Consider the following 24,933-nt stretch of genomic DNA (forward strand, 5'->3'; position numbering starts at 1 on the left):
CTATTTTTTGTGGGTTTGATCAAAGTTGTCCATATTATCGGCGGCGGTGAATTCGGCGGCGCCGAAAGACATATTATTAATCTGGCCGGGGCTCTTAATCCGCAAATGGTGGAGGTCACCGTTTGCTGTCTCTTTAGCGATCCCTTTGTAGGTATTGCCGCTCAAGCCGGGCTAAATGCCTTTGACGTGACCATGAGAAACAGGACTGATTTGAGTGTGGTGGGCAAGCTGGCTTCTATCATCCGCAACAATAATTTTGATATCGTCCATACCCATGGTGTTAGAGCCAACCTGCTGGGCAGGCTGGCCGCCCGCCAGGCCAATAGAAAGCCGGTGGTGACGACCGTGCACAGCCTTCTGGAAAGGGATTACCCGGGTTTCTTCAGGCGGCAGGTCAACAGCATTACCGAACGGGCCACGCGAGGCTGGACCGACCAATTTATCGCGGTTTCCCAGGGACTCAAGGCAAAGCTGGTTGCCGGCGGCGTTCCGGCCGACCGGGTTACGGTGATCTATAACGGCATTGTCATAGAGGACTTCAGTCCTTCCTCAGAAACAGCCGGCGCGAGGACTATGCTCGGCTATGGTCCTGCCGTGCCGCTGGTGGGTATCGTGGCCCGCCTGCATCCTGTCAAGGGACATCAATATTTTTTAGAGGCGGCCAGGATTGTCCTGGAGCAGCATCCGGAGGTCCGCTTTGTAGTGGTGGGCGAGGGGCCCCAGCGGCCGGCCCTTGAGGAGATGGCCGGTCAACTTGGCATAGCAGGCCAGGTTGCGTTTACCGGATTTGTATCTGAGGTGCGTTCTGTGATGGCGGATTTGGACCTGCTGGTGATATCGTCGCTCTGGGAGGGCTTTGGTCTGACAGCGGTTGAGGCTATGGCGCTGGGCATACCCGTAGTTTCAACCGAAGTCGGCGGGCTGCCTGAGGTGGTATTGCACGGGGAAACCGGCTTGTTGGCGCCGCCTGCCAATTCGGCGGCCCTGGCCAAAAATATCATCTGGATGCTGGAACATCCGCAGGCAGCCGCGGAAATGGCTAAAAAAGCAAGTCAAGTCGTTGGCGAAAAATTCACAGCCCAGGTCATGGCACGCCGTACGGAGGAGTTATATCGCCGGGTAGCGGGGTGTGAAAATTGAGAGGAGAAACGATTGTCTGCCTTTCGGCCGCCAACTGGGAAGGCATGTGGGCCCGGGCGCAACAATTCATGTCTATCTTTGCCGGCCAGGGCAACCGGGTGCTCTACGTTGACCCTCCCATCACGTATCTCTCCCCCCTGAAGAATCCTGAACTGCGCAAACAGCCCCATGACCATGTACGCAGTGTTGATGACCGGATCCGGGTTTACAGTCCTCCGGTATTATTGCCGTTCGGCAACATCTACCGGGTAGTAAACCGTTTCAACCAGCGGATACTTGCCGCCGGCCTGAAAAGAGTCTGCCGTGAACTGGGGTGGCAGCCCACCATATACTGGACCTACCTGCCCAACACGGTGGACCTGCCGCTGTCGCGGGACCTCCTGCTGGTATATGATTGCGCGGATGAACACACGGCCTTTCCCGGACTCATTAAGAGGGAAACCGTGGCGGGCATGGAAAGGGAACTGTTTGGCCGCGCCAACGTCACGCTAACCAGCGCCGGCGAGTTGTACCAGAGTAAGAAAGACCAGGCGCCGGACCTGTTATTGGCTCCCAACGGCGCCGATGTCACGCATTTCAACAAAGCCCTGCAGCCCGAACTGGAGATCCCGCCGGAAATAGCCTCCCTGCCCCGTCCGGTCGCCGGTTATGTTGGGGCGGTGAGCCGGTGGCTGGATCAGGAGCTGCTGGCAGCGGCGGCCCGTACGCACCCGGAATGGTCGCTGGTGTTGATCGGGCCTGTCGATACCGACGTGACGATTCTAAAGGCGTTGCCCAACGTCCACCTCCTGGGCCGCAAGAGTTACGCGACCCTTCCTTCCTACCTGAAAGGCCTGGACCTGGCCTTGATCCCGTTTAAAATCAACGAACTGACGCGAGGAGTGAACCCGGTTAAGCTTTATGAATACCTTGCTGCCGGCAAACCCGTGGTTTCCTCAGATTTGCCCGAGGTGCGTCCTTTCCAGCCTGCTATTGCGGTTTACCGTAATCAGCCGGAGTTTTTGAAAAAGATGGAGGAGGAACTGGCCAAAGATTCACCGCAAAAAGCAGCCGGGCGGCTGCGGCTGGCTGAGGAGAATTCCTGGCAGGCCAGAGCCGCGGTCATTGAAGAGGAGATTGCCCGCAAATTGGGCGTAGAGCGTAGGAAGCAGGGGGACGGTTCTTTTTATTCCTAATTAGGAAGCAAAAGAACCGTCCCCCTGCTTCTTTTTATTCAATAGTCACGTCCAGGATCATGCCCTTGAATTCGTAGTCAAGGGACTTGATATAGTAATCCTTGCTCCTGCGGATTTCCTGATCCCCGAGGTTGATGGTGGCGCCGGAGATGTTGGTTTTCCCCTCAACTACGACAATCAAATCCTTTAAATACGGGTCGGTCGCTTCCACCCGCCGCCCGGCGCTGTCCGTGGTAATACTGTAAGCCGGCCGGATTTTGATGTCCTTGATAACCACGTTGGTGAAGCTGGAGCCTGACGCCATCCTGTCACCTACTTTGATGCTGGTCAGCATTTCAGGCCTGATGCCCGGGGCGAGAACAGTCACCCTGACCGTCTTGCTGGCAGTGTCGCCGCCGGTCCCCCCCTTTAATTTGTAGGCGGCCCCGCCCAGGACCAGCAGTACAGCTAACAGAACCAGGAAGTCAACAATATTAATCAACCCAAAAAGTTTTCCTTTTTCGTCAACTAGTTTCATGTCTGTCCCCTTTCCACTTTCTTATTACAATATAAATCAATTCTCCCGGCAGATCAACTTGAAGTTGGTGTGAGGAGACATTGACCGTGCTGGCAAAACAAATGTTTTATTTTGTAACAACCGGGTTTATAATATAGACAAGGAGGGGTTGTATTTTTGTTGGATATTAACCAGATTCAGTCAATATTGCCCCACCGCTACCCTTTTCTTCTTGTTGACAGGATCGTTGCCGTGGAGGAAGGGCGCAAGGTGGTGGGGATTAAGAACGTCAGCGTCAATGAACCGTTCTTTCAAGGACATTACCCCGGTTATCCGGTTATGCCGGGGGTATTGATTATAGAGGCCATGGCCCAGGTGGGAGCGACGCTCCTTTTATTAATGCCTGAATTTGCCGGGAAGATTCCTCTTTTTGCCGGGATTGACAAAGCGCGCTTTCGCCGGCAGGTGGTACCGGGCGACCGGCTGAGAATTGAAGTGGAAATCCGCAAACTGCGCGGGCGGGTCGGTAAAAGTTACGCCGCTGCTTATGTGGATGAGGAAATGGCTGCCGAGGCCGAGCTGATGTTTGCGATACCTTTGGAGAAAACGTAAGATCTTGCGAAATAGGGAAATATAAAGAGCATTTTAGTGCTAATTGTCCTATTTCGTTTATTAATCGATTATTTAACCGTAAAGATTTCCTTTTCATTATTGTCACCAAGGGACGTATTACGATAAAATACGTATGATATCGTGCTTGTACTATGGGTTTTGGAGTGATGCCTGCGTGCAGATACCGGTCACGGCTATCCTGCTGGCATTAGGGGTGGTCCTGTTGATTACCCCCCTGGTCAGGAAGTGGGCTTTTAAATGGGGCGCCCTGGATCGTCCGAATCAGAGAAAAGTGCACCAGCAGGTAATGCCCAGGCTTGGCGGCCTGGCTGTTTTTATCGCCTTTACAACGGCGGTCCTGCTGACGCAGCAGATCTCCGGCCACATCATAGGCTTGCTGCTGGGCGGGGGTCTGATTATACTTCTGGGCTTTGTTGACGACACCCGGGGGATCAGTCCCAGAGTCAAGCTGGCCGGTCAGCTGGTTGCCGCGTGTGCCGTTGCCGTTATACCATTCTTCGGACTCAGGGTGGAAATTTTGACCAACCCCTTTTCCGAGGAATATTTTGCGCTCGGCCTGCTGAGTATCCCGGTAACCGTGCTGTGGATTGTTTCAGTCACCAACGCGGTGAACCTTATCGACGGGTTGGACGGTCTGGCCGGGGGCACCGTTTGCATTGCCAGTCTGACCCTGGCCGCGGTGGTTTGGATTGAGACGAACAGAAACGCTGCAGGCGCTTCCCCGGGACAGTACGAGGCCATAGCCCTGGCGCTGATCCTGGCTGCCGCGGTGCTTGGTTTCCTGCGCTACAATTTTTATCCGGCCAAGATCTTTCTCGGGGACACGGGTTCGATGTACCTCGGGTTCAGTGTAGCCGTCCTGTCTGTGATGGGTCTGGCAAAAAGCGCAACCTTCATTTCAGTTATCATACCTGTGGTTATTCTGGGGATACCCCTGCTGGATACTATCTGCGCTATTATCAGGCGTTTCAACGGGCAAAAGCCAATCTTTCAGCCGGATAAGCAACACCTGCACCACCGCCTGATGAAAATGGGACTCAACCACCGTCAGGCCGTTTTGTGCATCTACGGGGTAAACATCGTGCTGGGCCTGAGCGCCATATTGCTGACTCTGCTTACTCCCAAACAGGCCATTATCTTCCTGGTGGTTTTATCGACCGCCGTGCTGATATTGGCGAACAAGCTGGGCGTCACCGGAGCGAGAAGCCGGGCGGCCTATACAACTCAACCGAATAAACAGCAGCGGTCCTCACACATGTAGGACCGCTGTTTGGTCATCAGGAGTTAAATTGCTCGAAGTATCTCATTTATTAGCGTAAAAGGAGTGGTTTTATGATAAAAAAAGTAAGAAAAGCGATCATCCCGGCTGCGGGCAGGGGCCTGCGTTTTTTGCCCGCCACCAAGGCCCAGCCGAAGGAAATGCTTCCCATAGTAGATAAGCCTGCCATTCAGTACATTATTGAGGAGGCAGTTGGCTCCGGTATAGACCAGCTCCTGATCATAACAGGAAGTAACAAGCGTGCTATTGAGGATCACTTCGATAAAGCCCTCGAGCTGGAGGCGCATCTGAAAGAAAAAGGGAAAAAAGATCTTCTGGAACTGGTTCGGGACATCAGTGATCTGGTAGACCTCCATTACATACGCCAAAAAGAGCAGCTGGGTCTGGGCCACGCCGTTTATTACGCCAGGCAGTTTATCGGTGAAGAACCCTTTGGCGTGCTGTTGGGTGACGATATCGTGCAGAGCGACACACCCTGCCTGCGGCAGTTGACGGACCTTTACGACGAGGTACAGTCCTCGGTGATCGCGGTGATGGAAGTGCCTTTAGAGGACGTGAGCAAGTACGGGATCCTGGATGCGGTTGAGGAAAGCCCCGGGGTCTACCGGATTAAGGATTTGGTGGAGAAGCCTCCTGTGGATAAAGCTCCTTCCCGCCTGGCCGTGATGGGACGCTATGTGATTGAACCTCGCATATTTCCGGTTTTGGCTGAAACCAGGCCCGGAGCCGGAGGAGAAATTCAGCTTACCGACGCCCTGCGGGTCCTGTGCCGTGAGAAGCCCATTTATGGGCTGGCTTTCCAGGGCAGGCGCTATGATGTTGGTGATAAGCTTGGGTTTCTCAAAGCAACGGTGGAGTTTGCTTTGGCCCGGCCGGACCTTGCCGGCGAATTCAGGAAGTACCTGCTGGCCTTGGGCAGCCGGCTCTCCAGTGAGGGGGCTGTCGATTGAAAGTTGTGGTAACCGGGGGCGCCGGGTTTATCGGTTCCCATATTGTAGACACATTGTTGGAATCGGGTATGCAGGTTGCGGTTGTGGACGACCTTTCCACCGGCCGGTTTGAAAATATAAACCCGGCGGTTGATTTTTACCATGTCAAGGTTGAGGACGCGGAATTGGGCGAGGTATTGGCGAGGGTCAAACCGGACGCCGTAATCCACCAGGCCGCGCAAATTGACGTCCAGCGCTCTTTGCAGGAGCCTCTCGCCGACGCCAGAATTAATATTCTGGGCGCCATCAACCTGCTCGAAGCCTGCCGCCGCAATCGTGTCGGCAAAGTTATTTACGCCTCTTCCGCAGCCGTGTACGGCAGGCCGGCCTACCTGCCTGTTGATGAGGACCACGTGATTGAACCCCAATCTCCATATGGGGCTTCAAAGCATACCGTGGAGCATTACCTGAAAATCTACAGTGAGATTTACGGGATTAAAACCACCGTCCTGCGCTATTCCAACGTTTGCGGCCCCCGCCAGGACGCCTCCGGGGAAGGCGGCGTGGTGGCGGTATTTGCGGATCGTTTTTTAAACGGCAAGCGCCCCAAGATTTTTGGAGACGGCGAGCAGACCAGGGATTTTATCTATGTGGGGGACGTGGCTTCAGCCAATCTGGCCGCGCTATTCCAGGGCCACGGAAAAATACTGAACGTCAGTACGGGTACCAGGATCTCCGTCAACAACTTGTTCAAGATTATGAAGGAATTGACCAATAGCCCGCTGGAGCCCGAGTATTGCCCGCCCCGTCCCGGTGATATTACTCATAGTTACCTGGCCAACAACCGGGCCCGGGAGGCTCTGAACTGGGCTCCCCGCGTCAGCCTGGAGGCTGGACTGCGGCGGACGTTGGAATATTACCGGGTGGAAAACAAGTAAAACAGGAGTGTAGTATTAGCGATAGCAACTCTTGCATAATTCAGGCTGCGGGACTTAAATCCGGCAGCTTTTTTGTCTTCCTATGGGTTCATGTGGGCGCCCCGGAATATTATTTCCAGGCTTTCCTGGGTGTGTTGACGCGATATGGGCGGTCCTTATGGACCGGTAGCCGGGGTTGCCGTCTGACTAGTTCCAGGTAGTCTTCAAACATTTTTTTGCGTTCTCCCAGTTTATGTATAACTTCCTGCTTTCGCACAGTTACCCCTCCTGCTTCAAATTTGCCTTAAGGCAAAGAGACGCGCGGCTGTGCATAATCACAACTCCCCCCGGAAAACTTAGCTTTGGGATGAAGGAAAGTTATGAGCATGTTTGATCGGCGCCATTTTATAGATTATACTGGGAGGAGCGGCAGAATATGAATCATCGTCTGGAAAATTTTACCCGGGCAGCATATATTTAAGAAACGAACTGTATAAAAGGCTTTAAGCATAGTGATTAAAACAGGGATTCCAATTACTTAGTTACCGGGAGGATTGTGATGAAGAGGATATCGTTTGGCACTGATGGCTGGCGCGGCATTCTTGCCGAGGATTTCACTTTTGACAACGTGAGGCTGGTGGCGCGGGCCGTAGCCCGCTATATAAACGCCCACAACCTGGCGGCGAAGGGCATTGTGGTGGGTTACGACAACCGCTTTATGTCTGAGCGGTTTGCATCTGAGATAGCGAGAGTATTGGCTGAACAGGGCATAACCGTTTATCTGACCGCGCGTTCAACTCCTACCCCGGTAGTTGCCCTGGCAGTGTGGCTGCAGCAGGCGGGAGGCGCTGTGATGCTTACAGCCAGCCACAACCCGCCGGAATACAACGGTTTTAAATTCATTCCGGAATACGCCGGGCCTGCGCTGCCCCATATTACCGCGGAAATCGAAGACAACATCAGGCAACTGCAGGGCACGGGTACAACCGGTGAAGACGGCCGGACGGTATCCTCCAAAGCCTCCGTCATTACTATCGATCCGCATAGCGATTATGCCGAGCACCTGGCCAGTCTGGTGGATTTGAACGCTATCGGCAAGGCCGGGCTGAAGATCGCGGTAGATCCCATGTGCGGAGCGGGCGTGGGGTACCTGGAAGACCTATTAACCAGGGCCGGGGCGGAAGTAGTGGCCATCCACTGCCACCGTGACCCGCTATTTGGAGGAAGCCTGCCGGAGCCAACCGCCAAGTCTCTCCAGGAACTGCGGCGAATAGTGGTAGAGGGAGGCGCCCGGCTGGGCCTGGCGCTGGACGGCGACGCCGACCGTTTTGGAATTATTGACGCCAACGGAGAATTCATTACCCCCAACCAGTTCCTGCCGCTTTTGTATTACCACCTGCTCACCTTCCGGGGGCTGGAGGGTCCTGTGGCGCGGACCGTAGCCACCACCCACCTGCTGGACCGCATGGCTGATCGGAAGGGGCTCAAAGTGTTTGAAACCCCGGTGGGCTTTAAGTACATCGGGCAGTGCATATTGGAGCAAGGCGTAATAGTGGGCGGTGAGGAGAGCGGCGGTTTATCCATACAGGGTCACGTTCCGGAAAAAGACGGCATCCTGGCGGGGTTGCTGGCAGCGGAAATGGTGGCTGTGCACGGCAAGAGCCTGACCGATCTGCTGGAAGATATCGCCGGAGAATACGGCCACCTCTACAGCGAACGCCTGGATGTGCATACTTCCCCAGCCGATAAGGAGAGAGTATTGGGTGTTCTGCAAAGTTTCATGCCGGAGGAGGTTGCCGGTCGAAAAGTGACCGGGAGTTCCTCCGTCGACGGGGTTAAGCTGCTGCTTGAGGGAGGCGCATGGTTGTTGATCCGGGCCTCAGGGACCGAACCGTTGTTTAGAATTTACGTGGAAGCCGAAAGCCATGAAGAAATCAAAGAAATCCAGGCGGCAACAAGAAGTTTGCTGGGGATTTAGATTAAGCCTGTTATAACGGACAAAAGTTTTGAGAGTAGGTAATCTGCTCTGAGAATGTAGGTGCGAATTCATTCGCACACTGACCTGCTGAAAATGCACTATGAAAAGGTCTTTGTAGAAGTCCCTTAAACTGCTCCGCAGTTTTTGTGCGATTGAAATCGCACCTACATCGCTTAGCATCAATGCTCTGCTGACCTATTATTAGATTGTTTTGACCCTAAAGGAATACAGCATATTCCCACGTCTCACGTCCCATGTCTCACGTCTCAAAAAAGAAGGATTTGCCGGACTGTTGTAGAAAGAAGTATGCGGTGTTGAAATATGACGACAGGTAGATTTATTTTCAAGGCGACGTTACTGCTCGCCTTTTTTAGCTTAATGTCAAAGGTGCTGGGGCTGGTGCGCGATATTGTGATAGCCAACCAGTTCGGTACCTCCATGCCCTATGACTGCTACCAAATAGCTATAAAAATGCCAAATATGCTTTTTACTATCGTTAGCGGGGCGCTGGCCACGGTGATCGTGCCGGTGTTTGTCGAGTACGCTGGCAAGGGAAGGAGAAATGAGGCCTGGAAGATATTCAACACGGTCATGGTCGTCGTTTCCCTGTTTTACCTGGCAGCCTCTTTAGTCGGCATCCTGGGCGCGCCTCTCCTGGTTAAGCTGCTGGCGCCCGGTTATCAGGGTGAGCAATGGCGGTTGATCGTGGAACTGCTTCGCATCCTGCTGCCGCTGATGGTTTTTACCGGACTGGCTTCTCTCTTTACAGGTCTTTTAAATGCCAATAATACCTTCGGGTTGCCGGCTTTTAGTACTTCGGTCAACAATATTTTAATAATTATATTTACGCTTACCCTTTACTCTTTTTACGGTATTTACGGGCTGGCTCTGGGTACGGTGCTGGCCGCTGTCGGGATGGCCCTGGTCCAGCTGCCGGTCTTGTTCAAGTCCGGCTTCCGCCTGAATCTAGACATTGACCTCAAGCATCCTGGAGTACGGCAGGTTTATTACCTGGCTTTGCCGTCCGTACTGGGCATAACCATCAACCAGGCCCCTATTCTGATTAACGTAGTGCTGGGTACCTGGCTGCCGGAGGGAAGCCTCTCAGCGCTTAGTTACGCCGACAGGTTGAACCAGTTTCCCCTGGGTTTATTCGGGATGGCTTTGAGTACAGCTGTTTTCCCCACGCTGTCGGCGCGGGCTGCGGGAGGTGACCGGGACGGGGTTGCCGTTGTTCTGGCCAACTCGCTCAAAGCCGTAGCGCTGATTACTGTTCCCGCCAGTGTGGGTTTGATGGTCCTAAGTAAACCTATCGTGTCCCTGACCTTTGAGAGAGGGGCTTTTAATCAAGGCTCAGCAGAAATAACTTCTGCAGCCGTCTTTTTTTACGCCATCGGCTTGCTGGGACAAGCTGGAGTATTCCTGCTGACGCGGGTCTTTTACTCTCTCCAGGACACCCGTACGCCGGTAAAAATTGCTGTTGTGGCGGTTCTGCTCAACCTGGTCATGAGTTTAATCCTGATCAAACCCCTGCAGCTGGGGGGCCTGGCCCTGGCCAGTTCTCTGTACAGCCTGGCCAACATGACCCTGTTGATGGTGTTCCTTGGGAAAAAATTACCTGGTCTTTACCATAATGGATTGCTAAAATTCGGTCTGGCCGTGCTGGTCTCCGCCGGATTGATGGCTGCAGCCACCTATGCGGCAAACCGCGCACTGGATGGTTGGCTCTCCGGTACTGCCGGGCTGGTTCTCCAGGTTGGGCTGGCCGGCGCGGCCGGTCTGGCGGTTTACCTGGCCGCCGTCCTGCTGCTGGGGGCTCGCGAGGTCCGGTATTTCTGGCGTACGGCCAGAGGAAGCAGGGCGGACAGCTGATAATTCCAGATGAAATTATTTGAGGCTGACAGGCGCCAAATCGTTGCTCCCGGCATAAGGTGTGGGGAGGAGGTGTCAGCAATGGCTTTTAAAATTTCAGAACTCGTCCAGAGAGATATTGTCAACCTGATCGATGGTTCTAAATTAGGAGCTGTAAAAGATGTCCAAATCGACCTGGCAACCGGACAGGTGCTTGCCCTGGTTCTTGGCTCAGGCGAAAGGAAATTCTATGGGCTTCTGGACGCGGGCCGGGATGTAGTGGTTCCCTGGGAAAAGATCAGAAAAATCGGGATCCACACCGTGCTGGTTGAAGCAGAGACTCCATCTACTCGTCCATTAATGGCAAAGTGGTCCGGGTAAACCGTTTTGTTGACAATGTTTACCCGTTTTTGTTAGAATTACTGTGATTCCTGTTATGTTGTGTTAAGAGGGAGTCTACTGCCCCCCATTCGAAACCTCTGCCCAGGGGGTTTATTTTATGGATGGGCTAGTCTTACATAAGGGGGAGTTAAAGTGAGCAGACGACTTTTTACCTCTGAGTCGGTAACTGAGGGTCACCCCGACAAAATTGCCGACCAGATTTCCGATGGAGTGCTGGATTCCATATTTGAAAAGGACCCGTCAGCCAGAGTAGCCTGTGAGACTCTGGTTACCACCGGACTGATCCTGGTCAGCGGTGAGATTACCTGCAACTGCTATGTGGATATTCCCAAAATAGCCCGCGAGACGGTGCGGGAGATTGGCTACACGCGAGCCAAGTATGGCTTCGATTGCGATACCTGCGCGGTCTTGACTTCCATAGATGAGCAGTCCAGTGATATCGCCCAGGGTGTAGACCGTGCTCTTGAGGTCCGTGACGGCCGGGACCTTGAAGATATTTTGGAAGCCACCGGGGCCGGCGACCAGGGGATGATGTTCGGCTACGCTGTAAATGAGACGCCGGAGCTGATGCCGATGCCGATATCACTGGCGCACCAACTATCCAGGCGGCTGGCCGTAGTCCGCAAGGCGAAATTGCTGCCATACCTGCGCCCCGACGGTAAAACTCAGGTGACTGTTGAGTATGAGGACAACCGTCCGGTACGCGTCGACACTATCGTAGTATCGACCCAGCATGATGCCAAGATGACCCTGGAGGAAATTCAAAAAGACATTATAGAACATGTAATCATGCCGGTAATTCCGCCGGAATATGTCGACGGGACTACCCGTTTCCTGGTTAACCCGAGCGGACGCTTCGTCATTGGCGGTCCCCAGGGTGACACCGGCCTGACCGGCCGTAAAATTATTGTGGATACTTACGGCGGCATGGCCCGCCATGGCGGCGGGGCCTTTTCAGGCAAGGATCCCACCAAAGTTGACCGCTCAGCCAGCTATGCCGCCCGCTATGTGGCCAAGAATATCGTAGCCGCGGGACTGGCCGACAGGTGTGAATTCCAGGTGGCTTACGCCATCGGGGTGGCCCGTCCGGTGTCTATTGCCGTAGAAACTTTTGGTACCGGCAAGGTTGATGAAAATACCCTGGTCAATCTGGTCCGGGAGCACTTTGACTTGAGGCCAGCCGGCATCATCAAGGAACTGGACCTGCGCCGCCCCATCTACCGGCAGGTTGCCGCGTACGGGCATTTCGGGCGCAACGACCTTGATTTGCCATGGGAGCGCACCGATAAGGCGGAAGCGCTCCGGCGCGGGGCAGGACTGTAGCATTTTTCAATGCAGGTGGAAAATTAGCGCCTGCATTTTTCTTTTCAGATAGACATTGCGACCAACCCATCGTTACTGCATTTATAGGTGAAAATAACATCGCAACCGCCGGTTGACAAATCTCTAAGTGCAGATGGTGGCAACGCAACTGCCAGCTTTTTTATAATGGCATTACCAAACGAAAGGGGTGTCAGTCTTCACTTTCCCCGGACGCCTGCCAATAGCGGATATAATTGGTCAGCTTATCCACGTGGTTGTCGAACCGTTGCTCACCCTCGCATACGCTCCAGACGGATACGCCGTTATTAACTAAATATTCAACGACAAAGGGCGTCTCATCGTCGCGCCAGCCGATCCGGTCAAACATAAAGACCAGGAGAATATCGAATTTTCTGAGGTAGGCGTCCTCTCGAATTAACCGTAATGCGTTCCGCTCATTTAGGGCCGATTTATACCCGGATATTCCCTTCTCGGTGAATTCCCGTATAATTTCCCACCCCTGCTTTTTTGCAAACGCGCAGTAGACGGTTTGCTGCATAGGGATGTCGTTTTCCTCTTTTTATTTCCATTGGAAATACGATACAAACAATAAACTCTGTTCATGGTACTCAATCTTTTCCTGTTTTTTCAACCACAGCCTAAGTGTCGGCGCCTTCGGCAGCCCACGCCTCAAATAAAAAATGCCATAAACATTTGGACGGGTCTTCCGCTTGGAAATGGAGCGTGACTTTGTGATCATCGATGAGCATTTGGGCGGTGCCGGCTTTGGGGTCATATGAAACCTTTGTCGTTGGAAGTTGCATATCATGCATGGACAGTTACCTCCTGTGTTTTTAGATATATAAAAAACCGCCTGACGGCGGCTGAGTTTCAGTATTTAAGCGGATTGATTCGCTTTTGGTATTATGTGTTTTGAATGCCATGCAGTTGGGAGCGTGAATGAGTTACACCTAAAAAGTGAAATACAGAATATAATCTTTGGGAAGCAACGAGCGATCTTTACTTTAATTTAATTGCTTCACAGATTTACCCTTACCCTTGCGTCGTAATATGGTTTTGCCGTTTTGGGTTGGGTGTCTGCTATGTTTACTCTCATGCCCATTTTGGATATAATAAGGGCGTGAAAGTAAGGTGATTTTTAATGAGTAAATTTGAAATCCTCGATTGTCTTTTGCAAGAGAATAATGGCTTTTTGAAAACTTCCGATGCTACCAAAGCAGGAATCTCAAGAACGTATCTGGGTGAATATGTTCGTGACAGGGGTCTCGCCCGTGTCACTCAAGGCTTGTATATGGCACAGGATGCATGGGATGACGGGATGTATGTCATCCAGGTGCGCTATCCTGAAGCGATCTTTTCTCACGAAACCGCCTTGTACTTGCTAAAACTCGCAAACCGCGAACCGCTCCAATATACCGTGACGCTAAAGACCGGAGCAAATTCGGCAGGACTGACGAAACAAGGTATAAAGGTCTATAAGGTCAAGGATACCCTCTTTGAAAAAGGCATTACGGAAGCTCAATCCCCTGCGGGGCATACGTTGAGAGTTTATAACCCTGAACGGACGATCTGCGATTTATTCCGCAGCAGGAGGAATATCGAAATTCAGGATTTGCAAACGGCAGTCAAGGAATATGTGCGCCTTAAGAATAAAAATATCCCTTTGCTGATGCGTTACGCAAAGTCTTTTTCTGTTGAAAAAACTGTCAGGCAGTATTTGGGGGTGCTTCTGTAATGCTTCGTACTTTAACGCAATTGAAAGCCTTGGTACGCAACATGTCAAAAGGTGATAGCACAAAAGCGCAGATAATTATCCGCAATTACGTTATGGAGCGTTTCCTTGAACGGTTGTCACTGTCTCCATACAGAAACAATCTCATATTGAAGGGCGGCACTTTGGTTGCCGCCATGGTCGGGCTGGACAACCGCTCGACATTGGATATTGACGCAACGATCAAAGACTTGCCTTTATCTGTTGAAAGCGCCAGGAAAATCGTTGAGGAAATTACTGCCGTTGAAATAGAAGATGGGATGTCATTCGAGATAAAAAGCGTTGCAACGATTATGGATGAGTTGGACTATCCCGGAATTCGGGTCATGCTGGACACCATGCTTGAAAAGATGCATACACCCCTAAAAATCGATTTCTCCACGGGAGACATGATAACACCAGGTGAAGTATCTTACTCATTCAGATTGTTATTCGAAGATCGCTCCATATCCATACTGGCCTATAACCTGGAAACGGTCCTGGCCGAGAAGATTGAAACCCTTCTCTCCCGCGGAACAGCCAATACCCGTATGCGGGATTTTTATGATATTTTTGCCCTCGAAACCACACAGTCTCACAACATCGACAAAGATGTGCTACGTGCGGCATTTACTAACACTAGTGAAAAAAGAGGTTCTTTGGCCGTCGTCAGTAACATGGATTTGATTCTGGATGAAATTGAGAGCAGCCCTGATATAGCGGCTCTATGGAAAAGCTATCAGCGCAAATTTGATTATGCTACCGATATCGGTTGGGAAGATGTGATACAGGCGGTCAGGGGACTGTGTAATGCCGTTAAACCATAGAATATAGTAGAAAGTAGTACTGCTAAAGGATACGTTATATCTGCTATAACAAAACAAGGCATAAATTATGTGGACTCCCACATCATAAGTCCTTCTGGCTCAGGATTGATCATCCACGGCGTATTTTTAATGTAAATACTGCCTCTTTGATTGCCTTAATCCCTTGATTTACTGACTTTTTCAAAAAATGCTATAGTACCACTCGCACCATTGAAAAGACCGTTGACATAATCGACGGTCTTTTCGACGGTTTTCTATTTTTTGGTGAACTCTTGCGCGAGCGCACACCCCCATTTTTTCGGCAACAGTGAATATATCCAGCAGCCGAGGCAAAACCCTAAAAAAGACTCCAATGCGGCGCATATCAATAAAATGCCTAAAACGGCACTACCTGCGTACAGGAGATTGGCTGAATATAGAATAGCTGTAAGCACCGAGAAAATCACACCGATTCGCGCCGCAAACACTTTAGGCCCGCTGTCAACCAATTTTTGAGGGAGTTTTAAACCGGAGACGGTCCCCCTTGCCAGTGTTGCCAGCGGACTGTATTTGGGCTTGAGAAACTCTCTAATAATAAAATCCAGCGCCAGAATCACGGAGATAATAGCGGCTGCCCGCGTCGAGACCAGTAATGCTGCCAATAAAGCCGACCCGGCAATGACAAATACGAAACCGGCGGCCACGCGAACTGTTGTATTGTCGCGCTGTTCGCCTGAAACAGGACATGAAAAACTGATCGCCATATATACCTCCTCGTAAAATACATATAATACCTATATGTTATATGTATTATATTACATTAATTTCCAGATCTTGTCAAGGGACCTTTGCGGATTTTGCGATCTTTCTTGCATGGAAATTAAAGCTTGATGATGAAAATCCGATCCGCGATATTGCCGGTCTACTTGAATCGTGCGGAATAAAAGTGTTAACGCTATTGAAGAAGATAAAATCACCATGAGCCGTGGAGCAGAAATTCTTAGGCAGGATCTGGAATCAATGCGGAATATGATTTCTTCATGGGTGTGAATAAATGGGGAGAAAAATGGATGCGACAATCCTGGTGTTCCACATACCGCCAGCGCGGCGGCAGAAAATGGAATGATTTCCTGCTTGCACAGAAATCACCCCAGGCCCCCCCGCTGCATAGGGTGCAGTAAAAACTCCGGGGGGTGAGCCATTGAAGCTTTTCTTGCTGACACTGGCAGCGCTGTTGCTGGCAGGGGCTTACTACTTGAGCAAACTGGGCGAGCGTTACCGTAAATCCGGTAATGAAGCAGTCAGGCTCATAATTGTGATGAAGGACCAGGAGCCGTGGGCGGAGGGCTTTATGCGCAAACTCTGCCGTTAAACCCTTTGGTTTTAGGCGATTTTTGTAGTTTGTTTTGTGGCAGCCCCATAAATTCATGGTCCCGTTAACATGGTTTTTCCGGTTTTTAATCCAAATTGTTGTTTATATGATAAAATTATACAAATGTTTCGGTTGCATTTTAGTTAGTAGATGCTAACATATAAGTGACCAACTGATTGAAAGATTAATAACCGGTTTTTTATTGAACTAGGAGGGTGTTGCAAAACTCCGTAATATTGACTTAATGGGACCATAAAATCCATTAAATAATAGGCAAAAACCCCTGTTTCATTGGGATCGGAGTTCTGATTTCATCAAGAAGCTGGTATGGCTTTTCATCCATGCAGATGACCGGATACAGTCTACAATATTGTTTCTGATACAGATCTAAAACGTCTTCCATGCAAGCAACGAAGGCAGCGTTCTGTTCGGGCGGAATGCACCAACATTTACGGAGGTGAGGCTTGAGTTCGTTTTTTTAAAAGCCGTCCCACGGCTACATGGGAGATGCTGTCAATGTAGTGCAGTCCGACCGCCTTATCGGCCAATAATCTCAATGTCCATCTGGACCACCCCGGTGGTGGAGCGCTGCAGCTGAGCGCAATAATCTTTGCTTCCACTTCTCCGGTAAGCTTGGGTTCAACCGGAGGCGTCTTGCGTTTCTTTCTGTCGAGTGCAACCTGAAGCCCGTGCTCTGAATACTGCTGCCGTTGGTATGTACTGTCCGCGGGTGGACATGAAAGAGTTCTGCAATCTCGGCTTCGCTCTTTTTGCCACTTTCACTGTTCTCATCGGCGGCCAGCAGCACATTGGCGTGCATGATAGATTTGGCTGAAGCTGTGCCTTTGGAGATAATCTTTAAAAGTGTTTTACGTTCGCTCTCAGAAAGACGTACATGGTTTCTTACTTTTGGCAAGGCATACCCCTCCCCTCTGGGAAGAGTATATCATGGAAATCAGTTCTTATGTAGTTTTAGTATTAACAAACTACTAGTTTGCCCGGTACCTGCAAACATTGGACAAAATGGTTGCTTTCCCAAATCGGCTTTTAAAATTGATTTGGAGGCTAAAACCTGTCAGTGTCCTGTCGGTAAATTGGCAGTTGAAATAATCTATGACAAGAAAACAAATCGGCTGAAAGTATTTGTCTTTTCCCAGGAAGAATGTCAAAACTGGCCTTTGTTAAGCCAGTGTACCAAAAGCAAAAAAGGCAGACGCACCGTTACGGTGAATCAGTATGAGCGTTATCTGCAGGAAGCACGGGTCTTTCAGCAAACTGAAGAATTTAAGCAAGAATATCCCGAGCGCTGCAAGATCGAAAACAAGCAGGCAGAGATGGTGCATCACGGTCTTCACCAAGCCCATTCAATTTTTAAAATTCACCATAGGCAGTGAGCTTAAAAAAACAGGTTTTATGCAACACCCTCCTAGAAAGCTGTCGGTGAAGTCCGTTCTCATATAGGTGGAGTGGTAAAGGAAAACCTGGAGATGAACCTTCAGAAGCCTTTGAATTGTCATTTGATTTAGAAAATAATAGTTATAAAACAGAAAAAATAGTAGATCCTCAAAAACTAGAAAAGATAAATTCCGAATCTACTAAGGCAACTGAAATGAAATCTCAATCAGCTAGAGCTAGTTCATCAGTCGGGTTAACACTAAAAACTTCTGATCCTATAGGTATTGTTGTTTGTGAGACTTGGCAATGCATGTATTACGATTATAATGGGACAAGCATAAGTAACGTTTCTCGTAATGGAGATGACTGGGCCGCCAATCCTACAAGTGCAGGTACTCATTGGTATAAGTATGGACTTACTTGGGGGCCGCTTGAAGTATATAGTTGGTATGCGAGGTCTAATTCAAAAGGCGAGTACTATAACTATGACTTTGGAAATAAAAATGAAATAACTGAGGTTACACACGACATAACATTAAAAGCGTATTATGATGGATCTTGTGAATGGTTTTGGGTATGGGAATATTCTGGTGAAGCTTGGCAGTTGCTTAGACTAAGTGTTGTGCCATGGCAATAGTGATCATTATGTGCATTACAGCAAAACTAGTATATTATCAACATTAAAACGATAATATAAATTGTTTTCATGGTATACTCTTCTCAGGGCCTCGTCAAAGTCACTTTTTAACACAATATATAGTATTTCTATAGACAATGGACATCTATATATCGTAAAAAAGTTTGACTTTGACGGGGCCCTGATACTCTCCCTAGAGGGGAAGTGATATGCCTTGCCGAAAGTGAGATACCATGTCCGTCTTCCTGAGAGTGAACGGAAAACCTTGCTCAAGATGGTTTCCAAAGGTTCCGCCTCAGCAAAATCCATCATGCACGCCAATGTGCTGTTGGCTGCTGATGAGAACAGTGAGGGCGGTAGAAAGAGCGAAGCCGAGATAGCACAACTCTTTCATGTTCACCCCCAGACTGTTCACACCATTCGGCAAATGTATTCTGAAAAAGGGCTACAGGCTGCGCTCAGCAGAAAGAAGCGGGAGACACCGCCCGTTGCACCCAAGATTACCGGCGAGATAGAGGCCAAGATCATTGCGCTCAGTTGCAGATCTCTGCCACCGGGACGATCCAGATGGTCATTAAGGCTGCTGGCAGATAAGGCGTTTGAACTACACTACATTGACAGTATCTCCTATGAGGCCGTGGGACGGCTTTTAAAAAAACGAACTAAAACCTCATCTTCGTAAGTGTTGGTGCATTCCGCCTGAACACAACGCCGCCTTCGTCGCCTGTATGGAAGACATTCTGGACTTGTACCAGAAGCAATATTGTAGACTATATCCGGGCATCTGCATGGACGAAAAACCTTACCAGCTTCTTGATGAAACCAGGGGCCCGATCCCGATGAAGCCCGGGAAGGCGGAACGCCGGGACGGAGAATATGTCAGAAACGGAACCTGCAGCATCTTTGTCTTCACAGAACCACTGGCCGGTTGGAGGCACGTGGCAGCCTGTGAAAGAAGAACTCGGGTTGACTGGGCAAATCAAGTCCGGGAACTGCTTGAGGTTTATTATCCAAAAGCACATAAGATCCGATTAGTGATGGATAACCTGAACACTCATACTCTGGCATCGCTCTACGAAGCATTTACGCCGGATATGGCCAGAAGCCTGGCCAACCGTTTGGAAATCCACTATACACCCAAGCACGGAAGTTGGCTCAACATAGCCGAAATCGAACTGAGCGTAATGACCAAACAGTGCCTGGAACGCCGGATTTCTTCAATCAATTCCCTCAGCCTTGAACTGGCGGAATGGGAAACTACAAGAAATAGAAACCAAAAAGCTGTTGACTGGCAGTTCACGACCGATGATGCAAGAATCAAGCTAAAGCGGCTTTATCCACAGTTTAAGAGTTGACACTGTACTAGTAAAGTTGTATTTAATTTATAATAAAGATGGTGTAATTAGTAGTATGAATTTATTGATTCTTATCATATTATTTTTGGGCATTGTTTTGTTTTTAATGATATTTTTTTTAATGATAAAAACATCTTTCCCTAACTGCTTTAATGGTTTAAGGTTAGACACGGATTTACTTATAAAAGAAATTAAAAAAAAGTTGACATTCTTCATAATCATAACTTTTTTATTTTTTTTATGGAGTTTATGTATTTCCACGGGAATAATTTTTTTCTACTTGTACCCATTAGTTCAAACGTGGTTTTACGACAATCTGCTATTAACTTGCCTCTTTATCATAGCTCCTTATTCGATTATCTTAATGGTATTAAAGAAAAAATAAGGTTTCAACCAAAGGGACGGTTCTTTTGGTTGGATAGACCTTTATGTCTTTGGAAACAATAGGGACGGTTTTTTAAAGGGTCCAATTGGAAGTTTGCTGAGAAAAAAGGCTCAAATATCAGGTAACACCTGGTTTTGAGCCTTAATCATCTAACGTTCAAGTTCAAGGGGGCAAAGGTGACCAATTGTTGCCGAGAATCAATCAATAATAATATGCTTAAGATGATTTTAGCCCGGCAATGCCGGGCTAAAATCCCCCCCATAAATCATACCGCCCACCGCCCCACACACATGGCAGCACCGGACAGCACCTGCACAACCCTCGGCAGGCGAAGCCAACGCGCGAAGAAGAGGAGCGCCCAGGCGGGTATATGCAGCTGTGAGGAATATTACTGTGGAGTCCAGTACGGTAAATATGATTTACACCGTCTCCTTGATACCTTTTGTATATGTTTTTCTAACGGAGACCCATCAAGAGAATGGCAACTTGGGATTGAGTCGGATGGAGTTCATGCTGTTGAGGAGTTCGTCTTTGCTCGGTACTGGATGTTTTTGCAGGTTTACTTCCATAAAACACGCCGTATCTACGATTATTACTTAGTAAATTTTTTAAAGTTAGCCCTTGACAGAGAAAGGAGACAATCCTACCCAATTGATTTAAAAGAATATCTAAGCTGGAATGATCAAAAGGTTTTACAATTAATTGAAAAATATAGTATTAATGGTAGTAATATTTGGGCGCATAATTTAAACAGGAGACAGCACATTAAAGAAGCATTTGTATCAACCCCTCATCCCGAGGAAAATGAAGATGAGAGAAAAGATGAGTTAGGCAGGATTGCCTTTGTGATTAGTGAAGCTAGAAAGAAATTTCCCGTAGACAAGGAACCTGATAGGTATTACATAGATCAATCCAAAACATCATCATCAAAATATCTTATTGAAATACCTAAATTCATTACGGAAACACAAGAAGATGAGGACAATAAGCTTTTTGCTGTTCCTGTCTTTGATAAATTAACAAAAAAAATTAAATCTATACAGGATTTTTCAAATACCAGTGAAGAATTTATCAGATAAGAAAAAAATAAATGTTTTACGTATTTATGCTGATAAAGATATTATTGTAGACGTTAAAGAGTTTTGCAATCAAATGTTTGAAGATGGTTATAATAAATACATTGTAGAATTACAGCAATTAAGAAAAGAATTTGAAGAAGCCAAAAATAAACTTGATAACATGGAATTAGAACGAAAGAAAAGCAAGGATGAAATTAAATAAGGAGGTGATAACGTGGAAGCCAAGACATTTGCAGCCTTTCTGGTGGACTCACTGGGTCAGATAAAAGGGAAGAAGGCTTTTCAAAAGTTTGTTTATCTAGCTAAAGCACATGGAATATCTATAAATCATGCTTATAAAATGCATTATTACGGACCATATAGCGAGACTTTAGCGGAAGAGTTTGATGATATTTACCGTGAAGATGTGGTTGACCTAAAAAAACAAAATGATTATATTTATGTCAAAGGTTCAAAAACCAAAGAAGCTCTAACCCAGGGACAGGAAGAAATTAAGGATCACCAAGCGCCGCTTGAGCTTCTCTTACAAAGGTTTGGCCACATGACACCTCGCGAACTTGAAATTTACTCAACAACACATTTTGTATGGAGAATCCAATTGATATTCAAGAGACCAACAGACAGAAACACTATAATAGAAGAAACCAAGAAAGCAAAATTCCCGAAATTTAATATCCATGAAATAGAACGTGCCTATGATGATTTAGTAGAATGGGGTTTAATAAATTCCAAATGATTTTCCTGCTATAAACGCCCGGCTAAGCCGGGCTATATTTATACCAAAAGAGGGCTCCCCCATGTCCGACACCCCGCTCTCAAAGAAAACAAAACAAAATACTTCATCGCCCAAGGCCACTTTCTGATACAGAAGAAAATCAGGATTTTTTCGCTATAGTAAAAGAAGCAGACAAAAGAGCAGCCTGGAAAATTGTTAAGGTTGAGTTAGCATTAAGCATGACAAGGACAAGTATAAAATAGACCGTATTGATGAATTAAGCGATCCTGGGGAAAAGGGCTCATAACCATCGTTCACGCTCTTCCTGACAAAAAGGCTTATATAGTTAAGCTTGCTTAGCGGGAAACAGCGGGAAACAGCGGGAAACGTTTTTCTGGCAAAATACCATGTTGTTTAAAACAAAAAGCTCAAAGGTTAAGTGAGAGCTTTAAGTTATATACAGGTGTTATTTTGTCTTTCCTCGTACGTTTAAGCCTGGCGCCTATCCATCTTGCAACTCATCCAAGACTTCATTGCTTGCCATGTCCCGGTCTCCGAAAAGGCCACCCGGCCCGGATTAAATCGTTTGCGCAAACCGGCAATGATTTGCTGCATAGTATACCTACGCACCGTTATGGGAGTGGCTGGCCTTTCCGTTATGTCTTGTCATGCCTTTGTGCAGGCCTGCGGGGAGCCGCCGGTTGGGTGCCGGGGGGAGTCGACCAGGGTAATGCTGTTTAAAATAATTTCTTCTTCAGCGGTTAGCCTGCCGTTGCTGTAGTATCGGCGGCGAATCTCAGCCCGCGGGATGATCGCGCTAAGCTCATTGACAGGCGGGAAAGCTGAGCAGCGGTTTATTTTGACCCGGACACCCCCTATGGTGATTTCCAGCTGGTTTTCAAGTTCGCAGTTTTGAGCTGCTTCACCATGAGATGGTTTAACGTTTTTCTTTGGTTGTTTCTTTCTGCTAAAGGGTTTAAAAAGAAACATGTTTCGCAATCCCTTTTTACCTAGCATATGGACGTGACAATCCTGGTGTTCCACATACCGCCATCGCGGCGACAGAAAATGGAATGATTTCCTGCTTGCACAGAAATCACCCCAGGCCCCCCCGCTGCATAGGGTGCAGTAAAAACTCCCGGGGGTGAGCCATTGAAGCTTTTTTTGCTGACACTGGCAGTGCTGTTGCTGGCAGGGGCTTACTACTTGAGCAAACTGGGCGAGCGTTACCGTAAATCCGGTAATGAAGCGGTCAGGCTCATAATTGTGATGAAAGACCAGGAGCCATGGGTGGAGGGCTTTATGCGCAAACTCATTCGTTTCACAAGGGGGATGCCCTACCTGAAAATTCTGGTGGTTGACGACGGGTCCAGCGACCAAACGCGGGAAGTGCTGGCGCGCCTGCAAAGGGTCTATCCCTTCGGCCTTACCCACGAACGAAATGCTATGGAGGCGGAAAGGAACCCTGCCGGCGATCATTTTTTTGACGCCAGAGGGCTGACCGGCAGCGCCCTGCTCAACGCGCCTGTATTTTGCCAACTTAAAGCTTTAAACGCAGGTAAATCCTCCGGTTTGTCGAAATAACCAGGCGAGGTGGATTTTCTTGCGCCCTAAAGAGGGTTTTTTCCATTTTACAACTAGCTGGCTGGTAGTGATCCTGGCGGTGTGGCAGCTCTGCCGCCTTTTCCCGTCCCTGGATTTAGACCAGACCGGTGAGCTGCTGGTAATTGTTTTTCTGGGAGTGCTGGCCGAATTGCTGGCCGTGTCCTTTCCGCACGGGCAGCTTTCGGGTTCCTTTACCTTGATCATAGCAACATTTTTGATTTACGGCCCGGCAGCCACGGCCTGGGTTAGCGGGCTTGCCACGATTTTTGGTCAGGGCATTGCCAACCGGGGCAACCCCCTGCGTACCACCCTTTTCAATACCGGACAGTACGTTCTGGCAGCGGTGTCCGCCGGCTGGGCTTTTTACTTATGCGGCGGCGCTCCGGGCCTGGTCAGCCTGCCCAATGCCTTGCCCCTGATAGCCTTTACGGGCGCCTATATTGTTGTTAACCACCTGCTGGTATATTTGTATTTACTGCCGCAAAGGCGACGCATGCCGCATCTGGCCTGGCTTGACACGATCAAGTGGGACGGGTTGACCTACCTCTTTACCGTGCCCCTGGGCCTGTTGGTCGCCATGATTTACCCGTTTGTCGGCATGGCCGGCGCGCTGATGCTCTTTTTTTCCGTACTGGGACTGCAGGTTATTCTACGTTTCTACGTGCGGCTCCAGGTTACCAATAAGGAACTTACAGCTTTTTATGAAACCGCGCGTTACCTGGAAGAAAACCCCGGCTCGGTTAAAATTCTCGAGCAAGTCCTGACCAACGCCAGGAAGGCTATTCACTACCATAGCGCGGCAGCCTACTTCCGGTCCGGCGAAAGGGATACTTACCTTCCGGCGGCCATTGACGGGCCATACGCTAAACAGCTTGGTTCCACGGCAGTTTACACCGGGGAGGGTATAACCGGGTCGGTAGTTGCCAACAGGGAGCCGGAAATCATTTACGATGCCAGGCTCGATCCCCGTACAAGGAGTGATACCGGCCTGTGCCAGGTGATGCGTTCGTTAATCGTGGCGCCGCTGTGTGCGGGGGGGGAAACCCTGGGAGTAGTGGTGCTGGGCGATAAGCGGCCGCTGGCCTTTGATCAAAACCACCTGCATATCGTGGCCGTACTGTGCAGCCAGGCAGCCGTGGCGGTTGAAAACTCCGTTTTGCATGACCGGTTGGGACAGGTGTTATCCCATGATACCCTCACCGGATTGATCAATTTCAGCAGTTTTGCCGAACTGGCGGCAGAACTGTGTGATAGCGCTGGTGAGGCCGGGTATCCGGTGGGGATGCTCCTGGTGGACATAGACCGTTTTAAAAACTATAACCTGCGTTACGGGCGCCAGGCCGGGGAAAGGGTTCTGGCCGAACTGGCCGCGCTGGTTGAAGAGGACGCCCGCAGGGACGACCTGATTGCCCGCTACGGCGGGGACGAGTTTGTTCTCCTCCTGCCCGGCGCGGAGGGGGCGCGGTTGATGGGTATAGCAGAAGACTTGAGAGTAAGAGTTCGCGAGCATGCTTTCCGGCGTGCGGGGGGTGTGAGTACGAGGATTACCGTCAGCGTCGGATTGGCTGAATTTCCCCGGGACGCCGGGGACCTGACCGGCCTGCTGCTGGCCGGCCAGCGCGCCCTGGACAAGGCCAAGGAGGCTGGCGGGAACCGGGTCGTTGCAGCCGCCGTCTCCATTGTCGAGTAAATCGTAGCAAGCAGCAGTAAG

29 protein-coding genes and 1 pseudogene are annotated in these 24,933 nt (G+C 49.5%); 22 read left to right on the forward strand and 8 right to left on the reverse strand.

All coding sequences use genetic code 11. The annotated features are described in order from the left end of the window. Positions 1 to 9 precede the first annotated feature (9 nt). Both Psch_RS19785 and Psch_RS19790 read left to right on the forward strand, forming a co-directional pair. Positions 10 to 1,140, forward strand: a complete 1,131-nt coding sequence (locus Psch_RS19785) for a glycosyltransferase family 4 protein (RefSeq protein WP_190259444.1) — start codon at positions 10 to 12, stop codon at positions 1,138 to 1,140. Next, positions 1,137 to 2,315: a glycosyltransferase gene (locus Psch_RS19790; protein WP_243124253.1), complete on the forward strand. Its 1,179-nt coding sequence runs from the start codon at positions 1,137 to 1,139 to the stop codon at positions 2,313 to 2,315. The genes Psch_RS19785 and Psch_RS19790 overlap by 4 nt, the downstream gene beginning before the upstream one ends. A 34-nt stretch (positions 2,316 to 2,349) precedes the next feature. Here Psch_RS19790 and Psch_RS19795 read toward each other — a convergent pair whose 3' ends face one another. Further along, a complete protein-coding gene (locus Psch_RS19795) occupies positions 2,350 to 2,832 on the reverse strand; it encodes a DUF4330 domain-containing protein (protein ID WP_134216690.1) in 483 nt (160 codons plus the stop codon). 156 nt (positions 2,833 to 2,988) lie between these two features. On the opposite strand from Psch_RS19795, the gene fabZ reads away from it, so the two are divergent. The 4 genes from fabZ (at position 2,989) to Psch_RS19815 (ending at position 6,590) form a co-directional block, all read left to right on the forward strand. Next, positions 2,989 to 3,423, forward strand: coding sequence for a 3-hydroxyacyl-ACP dehydratase FabZ (fabZ, locus tag Psch_RS19800; protein WP_134216689.1), 435 nt, complete (start codon positions 2,989 to 2,991; stop codon positions 3,421 to 3,423). 175 nt (positions 3,424 to 3,598) lie between these two features. Continuing rightward, complete coding sequence (locus Psch_RS19805) at positions 3,599 to 4,705, forward strand: glycosyltransferase family 4 protein (RefSeq protein WP_134216688.1); 1,107 nt, start codon at positions 3,599 to 3,601, stop codon at positions 4,703 to 4,705. 71 nt (positions 4,706 to 4,776) lie between these two features. Continuing rightward, entirely contained in the window at positions 4,777 to 5,673 is an 897-nt protein-coding gene (gene galU / locus Psch_RS19810; RefSeq protein ID WP_134216687.1) for a UTP--glucose-1-phosphate uridylyltransferase GalU, read from the forward strand. Beyond that, entirely contained in the window at positions 5,670 to 6,590 is a 921-nt protein-coding gene (locus Psch_RS19815; RefSeq protein ID WP_134216686.1) for an SDR family oxidoreductase, read from the forward strand. The genes galU and Psch_RS19815 overlap by 4 nt, the downstream gene beginning before the upstream one ends. Positions 6,591 to 6,699: 109 nt before the next feature. Here the strand turns inward: Psch_RS19815 and Psch_RS19820 are convergent, their stop codons facing one another. Beyond that, complete coding sequence (locus tag Psch_RS19820) at positions 6,700 to 6,846, reverse strand: hypothetical protein (RefSeq protein ID WP_190259446.1); 147 nt, start codon at positions 6,844 to 6,846, stop codon at positions 6,700 to 6,702. 282 nt (positions 6,847 to 7,128) lie between these two features. On the opposite strand from Psch_RS19820, the gene Psch_RS19825 reads away from it, so the two are divergent. The 4 genes from Psch_RS19825 to metK all read left to right on the forward strand — a co-directional run bounded on the left by Psch_RS19825 (position 7,129) and on the right by metK (position 12,123). Continuing rightward, complete coding sequence (locus Psch_RS19825) at positions 7,129 to 8,547, forward strand: phosphoglucomutase/phosphomannomutase family protein (RefSeq protein WP_190259447.1); 1,419 nt, start codon at positions 7,129 to 7,131, stop codon at positions 8,545 to 8,547. Between the two features lie 321 nt (positions 8,548 to 8,868). Next, positions 8,869 to 10,419: a murein biosynthesis integral membrane protein MurJ gene (murJ, locus tag Psch_RS19830; RefSeq protein ID WP_190259448.1), complete on the forward strand. Its 1,551-nt coding sequence runs from the start codon at positions 8,869 to 8,871 to the stop codon at positions 10,417 to 10,419. 81 nt (positions 10,420 to 10,500) lie between these two features. Next, positions 10,501 to 10,779 carry a YlmC/YmxH family sporulation protein gene (locus Psch_RS19835; protein WP_190259449.1) on the forward strand — a complete coding sequence of 93 codons (279 nt, stop codon included), beginning with the start codon at positions 10,501 to 10,503 and terminating at the stop codon, positions 10,777 to 10,779. Between the two features lie 153 nt (positions 10,780 to 10,932). Then, positions 10,933 to 12,123, forward strand: a complete 1,191-nt coding sequence (metK, locus tag Psch_RS19840; protein WP_190259450.1) for a methionine adenosyltransferase — start codon at positions 10,933 to 10,935, stop codon at positions 12,121 to 12,123. Between the two features lie 190 nt (positions 12,124 to 12,313). Here metK and Psch_RS19845 read toward each other — a convergent pair whose 3' ends face one another. Next, the gene (locus Psch_RS19845; protein WP_243124254.1) at positions 12,314 to 12,661 is read right to left on the reverse strand and encodes a recombinase family protein; all 348 of its coding nucleotides are present in this window, start codon (positions 12,659 to 12,661) and stop codon (positions 12,314 to 12,316) included. A 100-nt stretch (positions 12,662 to 12,761) separates the two neighbouring features. Further along, positions 12,762 to 12,935: a hypothetical protein gene (locus Psch_RS19850; protein WP_190259451.1), complete on the reverse strand. Its 174-nt coding sequence runs from the start codon at positions 12,933 to 12,935 to the stop codon at positions 12,762 to 12,764. Between the two features lie 329 nt (positions 12,936 to 13,264). Here Psch_RS19850 and Psch_RS19855 point away from each other — a divergent pair, with 329 nt between their 5' ends. Next, on the forward strand, positions 13,265 to 13,858 hold the full coding sequence (locus tag Psch_RS19855) for a type IV toxin-antitoxin system AbiEi family antitoxin domain-containing protein (RefSeq protein ID WP_190259452.1): 594 nt from the start codon (positions 13,265 to 13,267) through the stop codon (positions 13,856 to 13,858). Next, the gene (locus Psch_RS19860; RefSeq protein WP_190259453.1) at positions 13,858 to 14,700 is read left to right on the forward strand and encodes a nucleotidyl transferase AbiEii/AbiGii toxin family protein; all 843 of its coding nucleotides are present in this window, start codon (positions 13,858 to 13,860) and stop codon (positions 14,698 to 14,700) included. The genes Psch_RS19855 and Psch_RS19860 overlap by 1 nt, the downstream gene beginning before the upstream one ends. A gap of 254 nt (positions 14,701 to 14,954) precedes the next feature. Here the strand turns inward: Psch_RS19860 and Psch_RS19865 are convergent, their stop codons facing one another. Beyond that, positions 14,955 to 15,443, reverse strand: a complete 489-nt coding sequence (locus tag Psch_RS19865; protein WP_190259454.1) for a DUF4395 domain-containing protein — start codon at positions 15,441 to 15,443, stop codon at positions 14,955 to 14,957. A gap of 437 nt (positions 15,444 to 15,880) precedes the next feature. Between Psch_RS19865 and Psch_RS19870 the strand changes: the two genes are divergently transcribed. Then, entirely contained in the window at positions 15,881 to 16,051 is a 171-nt protein-coding gene (locus Psch_RS19870; RefSeq protein ID WP_190259455.1) for a hypothetical protein, read from the forward strand. A gap of 449 nt (positions 16,052 to 16,500) precedes the next feature. Here Psch_RS19870 and Psch_RS21775 read toward each other — a convergent pair. Both Psch_RS21775 and Psch_RS21295 read right to left on the reverse strand, forming a co-directional pair. Beyond that, positions 16,501 to 16,701, reverse strand: a pseudogene (locus tag Psch_RS21775) (helix-turn-helix domain-containing protein); the annotation flags it as partial. Further along, a complete protein-coding gene (locus tag Psch_RS21295; RefSeq protein ID WP_243124255.1) occupies positions 16,605 to 16,967 on the reverse strand; it encodes a hypothetical protein in 363 nt (120 codons plus the stop codon). The gene Psch_RS21295 and the pseudogene Psch_RS21775, both read right to left, overlap by 97 nt. Between Psch_RS21295 and Psch_RS21510 the strand changes: the two genes are divergently transcribed. The 7 genes from Psch_RS21510 to Psch_RS19905 all read left to right on the forward strand — a co-directional run bounded on the left by Psch_RS21510 (position 16,870) and on the right by Psch_RS19905 (position 21,638). Beyond that, positions 16,870 to 17,445, forward strand: a complete 576-nt coding sequence (locus Psch_RS21510) for a transposase (protein WP_282432489.1) — start codon at positions 16,870 to 16,872, stop codon at positions 17,443 to 17,445. The genes Psch_RS21295 and Psch_RS21510 overlap by 98 nt on opposite strands. Before the next feature lie 116 nt (positions 17,446 to 17,561). Continuing rightward, positions 17,562 to 18,083, forward strand: a complete 522-nt coding sequence (locus tag Psch_RS19885; protein ID WP_190259456.1) for a hypothetical protein — start codon at positions 17,562 to 17,564, stop codon at positions 18,081 to 18,083. Positions 18,084 to 18,306: 223 nt separating this feature from the next. Further along, on the forward strand, positions 18,307 to 18,765 hold the full coding sequence (locus tag Psch_RS20995) for a helix-turn-helix domain-containing protein (protein WP_243124274.1): 459 nt from the start codon (positions 18,307 to 18,309) through the stop codon (positions 18,763 to 18,765). A gap of 10 nt (positions 18,766 to 18,775) precedes the next feature. Then, a complete protein-coding gene (locus tag Psch_RS21000; protein ID WP_206663808.1) occupies positions 18,776 to 19,438 on the forward strand; it encodes an IS630 family transposase in 663 nt (220 codons plus the stop codon). Positions 19,439 to 19,999: 561 nt separating this feature from the next. Continuing rightward, positions 20,000 to 20,902 (forward strand): HD domain-containing protein, encoded by a 903-nt coding sequence (locus Psch_RS19895; RefSeq protein WP_190259457.1) that lies wholly within the window; start codon positions 20,000 to 20,002, stop codon positions 20,900 to 20,902. Then, positions 20,883 to 21,104 carry a hypothetical protein gene (locus Psch_RS19900; RefSeq protein ID WP_190259458.1) on the forward strand — a complete coding sequence of 74 codons (222 nt, stop codon included), beginning with the start codon at positions 20,883 to 20,885 and terminating at the stop codon, positions 21,102 to 21,104. Before Psch_RS19895 ends, Psch_RS19900 begins: the two co-directional genes overlap by 20 nt. Positions 21,105 to 21,116: 12 nt before the next feature. Then, the gene (locus tag Psch_RS19905) at positions 21,117 to 21,638 is read left to right on the forward strand and encodes a hypothetical protein (protein WP_190259459.1); all 522 of its coding nucleotides are present in this window, start codon (positions 21,117 to 21,119) and stop codon (positions 21,636 to 21,638) included. Between the two features lie 645 nt (positions 21,639 to 22,283). Here Psch_RS19905 and Psch_RS19910 read toward each other — a convergent pair. Further along, the gene (locus Psch_RS19910) at positions 22,284 to 22,607 is read right to left on the reverse strand and encodes a hypothetical protein (RefSeq protein ID WP_190259460.1); all 324 of its coding nucleotides are present in this window, start codon (positions 22,605 to 22,607) and stop codon (positions 22,284 to 22,286) included. 162 nt (positions 22,608 to 22,769) lie between these two features. Here Psch_RS19910 and Psch_RS19915 point away from each other — a divergent pair, with 162 nt between their 5' ends. Then, the gene (locus tag Psch_RS19915; RefSeq protein ID WP_190259461.1) at positions 22,770 to 23,201 is read left to right on the forward strand and encodes a glycosyltransferase family protein; all 432 of its coding nucleotides are present in this window, start codon (positions 22,770 to 22,772) and stop codon (positions 23,199 to 23,201) included. A gap of 19 nt (positions 23,202 to 23,220) precedes the next feature. Beyond that, positions 23,221 to 24,912: a sensor domain-containing diguanylate cyclase gene (locus Psch_RS19920; protein WP_190259462.1), complete on the forward strand. Its 1,692-nt coding sequence runs from the start codon at positions 23,221 to 23,223 to the stop codon at positions 24,910 to 24,912. Positions 24,913 to 24,933: the final 21 nt, after the last annotated feature.

This window comes from Pelotomaculum schinkii (genome assembly GCF_004369205.1).
Taxonomy (GTDB): domain Bacteria; phylum Bacillota; class Desulfotomaculia; order Desulfotomaculales; family Pelotomaculaceae; genus Pelotomaculum_C; species Pelotomaculum_C schinkii.

What these genes read in the sequence shown, in the direction of transcription:
- Psch_RS19860 (WP_190259453.1), top strand. Translation starts at nt 13,858, where the DNA reads ATGCTTCGTACTTTAACGCAATTGAAAGCCTTGGTACGCAACATGTCA.
- Psch_RS19850 (WP_190259451.1), bottom strand. Translation starts at nt 12,935, where the DNA reads ATGCATGATATGCAACTTCCAACGACAAAGGTTTCATATGACCCCAAA.
- Psch_RS19835 (WP_190259449.1), top strand. Translation starts at nt 10,501, where the DNA reads ATGGCTTTTAAAATTTCAGAACTCGTCCAGAGAGATATTGTCAACCTG.
- Psch_RS21510 (WP_282432489.1), top strand. Translation starts at nt 16,870, where the DNA reads ATGATAGATTTGGCTGAAGCTGTGCCTTTGGAGATAATCTTTAAAAGT.
- Psch_RS19845 (WP_243124254.1), bottom strand. Translation starts at nt 12,661, where the DNA reads ATGCAGCAAACCGTCTACTGCGCGTTTGCAAAAAAGCAGGGGTGGGAA.
- galU (WP_134216687.1), top strand. Translation starts at nt 4,777, where the DNA reads ATGATAAAAAAAGTAAGAAAAGCGATCATCCCGGCTGCGGGCAGGGGC.
- Psch_RS19825 (WP_190259447.1), top strand. Translation starts at nt 7,129, where the DNA reads ATGAAGAGGATATCGTTTGGCACTGATGGCTGGCGCGGCATTCTTGCC.
- Psch_RS19865 (WP_190259454.1), bottom strand. Translation starts at nt 15,443, where the DNA reads ATGGCGATCAGTTTTTCATGTCCTGTTTCAGGCGAACAGCGCGACAAT.
- Psch_RS19795 (WP_134216690.1), bottom strand. Translation starts at nt 2,832, where the DNA reads ATGAAACTAGTTGACGAAAAAGGAAAACTTTTTGGGTTGATTAATATT.
- murJ (WP_190259448.1), top strand. Translation starts at nt 8,869, where the DNA reads ATGACGACAGGTAGATTTATTTTCAAGGCGACGTTACTGCTCGCCTTT.
- Psch_RS19855 (WP_190259452.1), top strand. Translation starts at nt 13,265, where the DNA reads ATGAGTAAATTTGAAATCCTCGATTGTCTTTTGCAAGAGAATAATGGC.
- Psch_RS19910 (WP_190259460.1), bottom strand. Translation starts at nt 22,607, where the DNA reads ATGTTTCTTTTTAAACCCTTTAGCAGAAAGAAACAACCAAAGAAAAAC.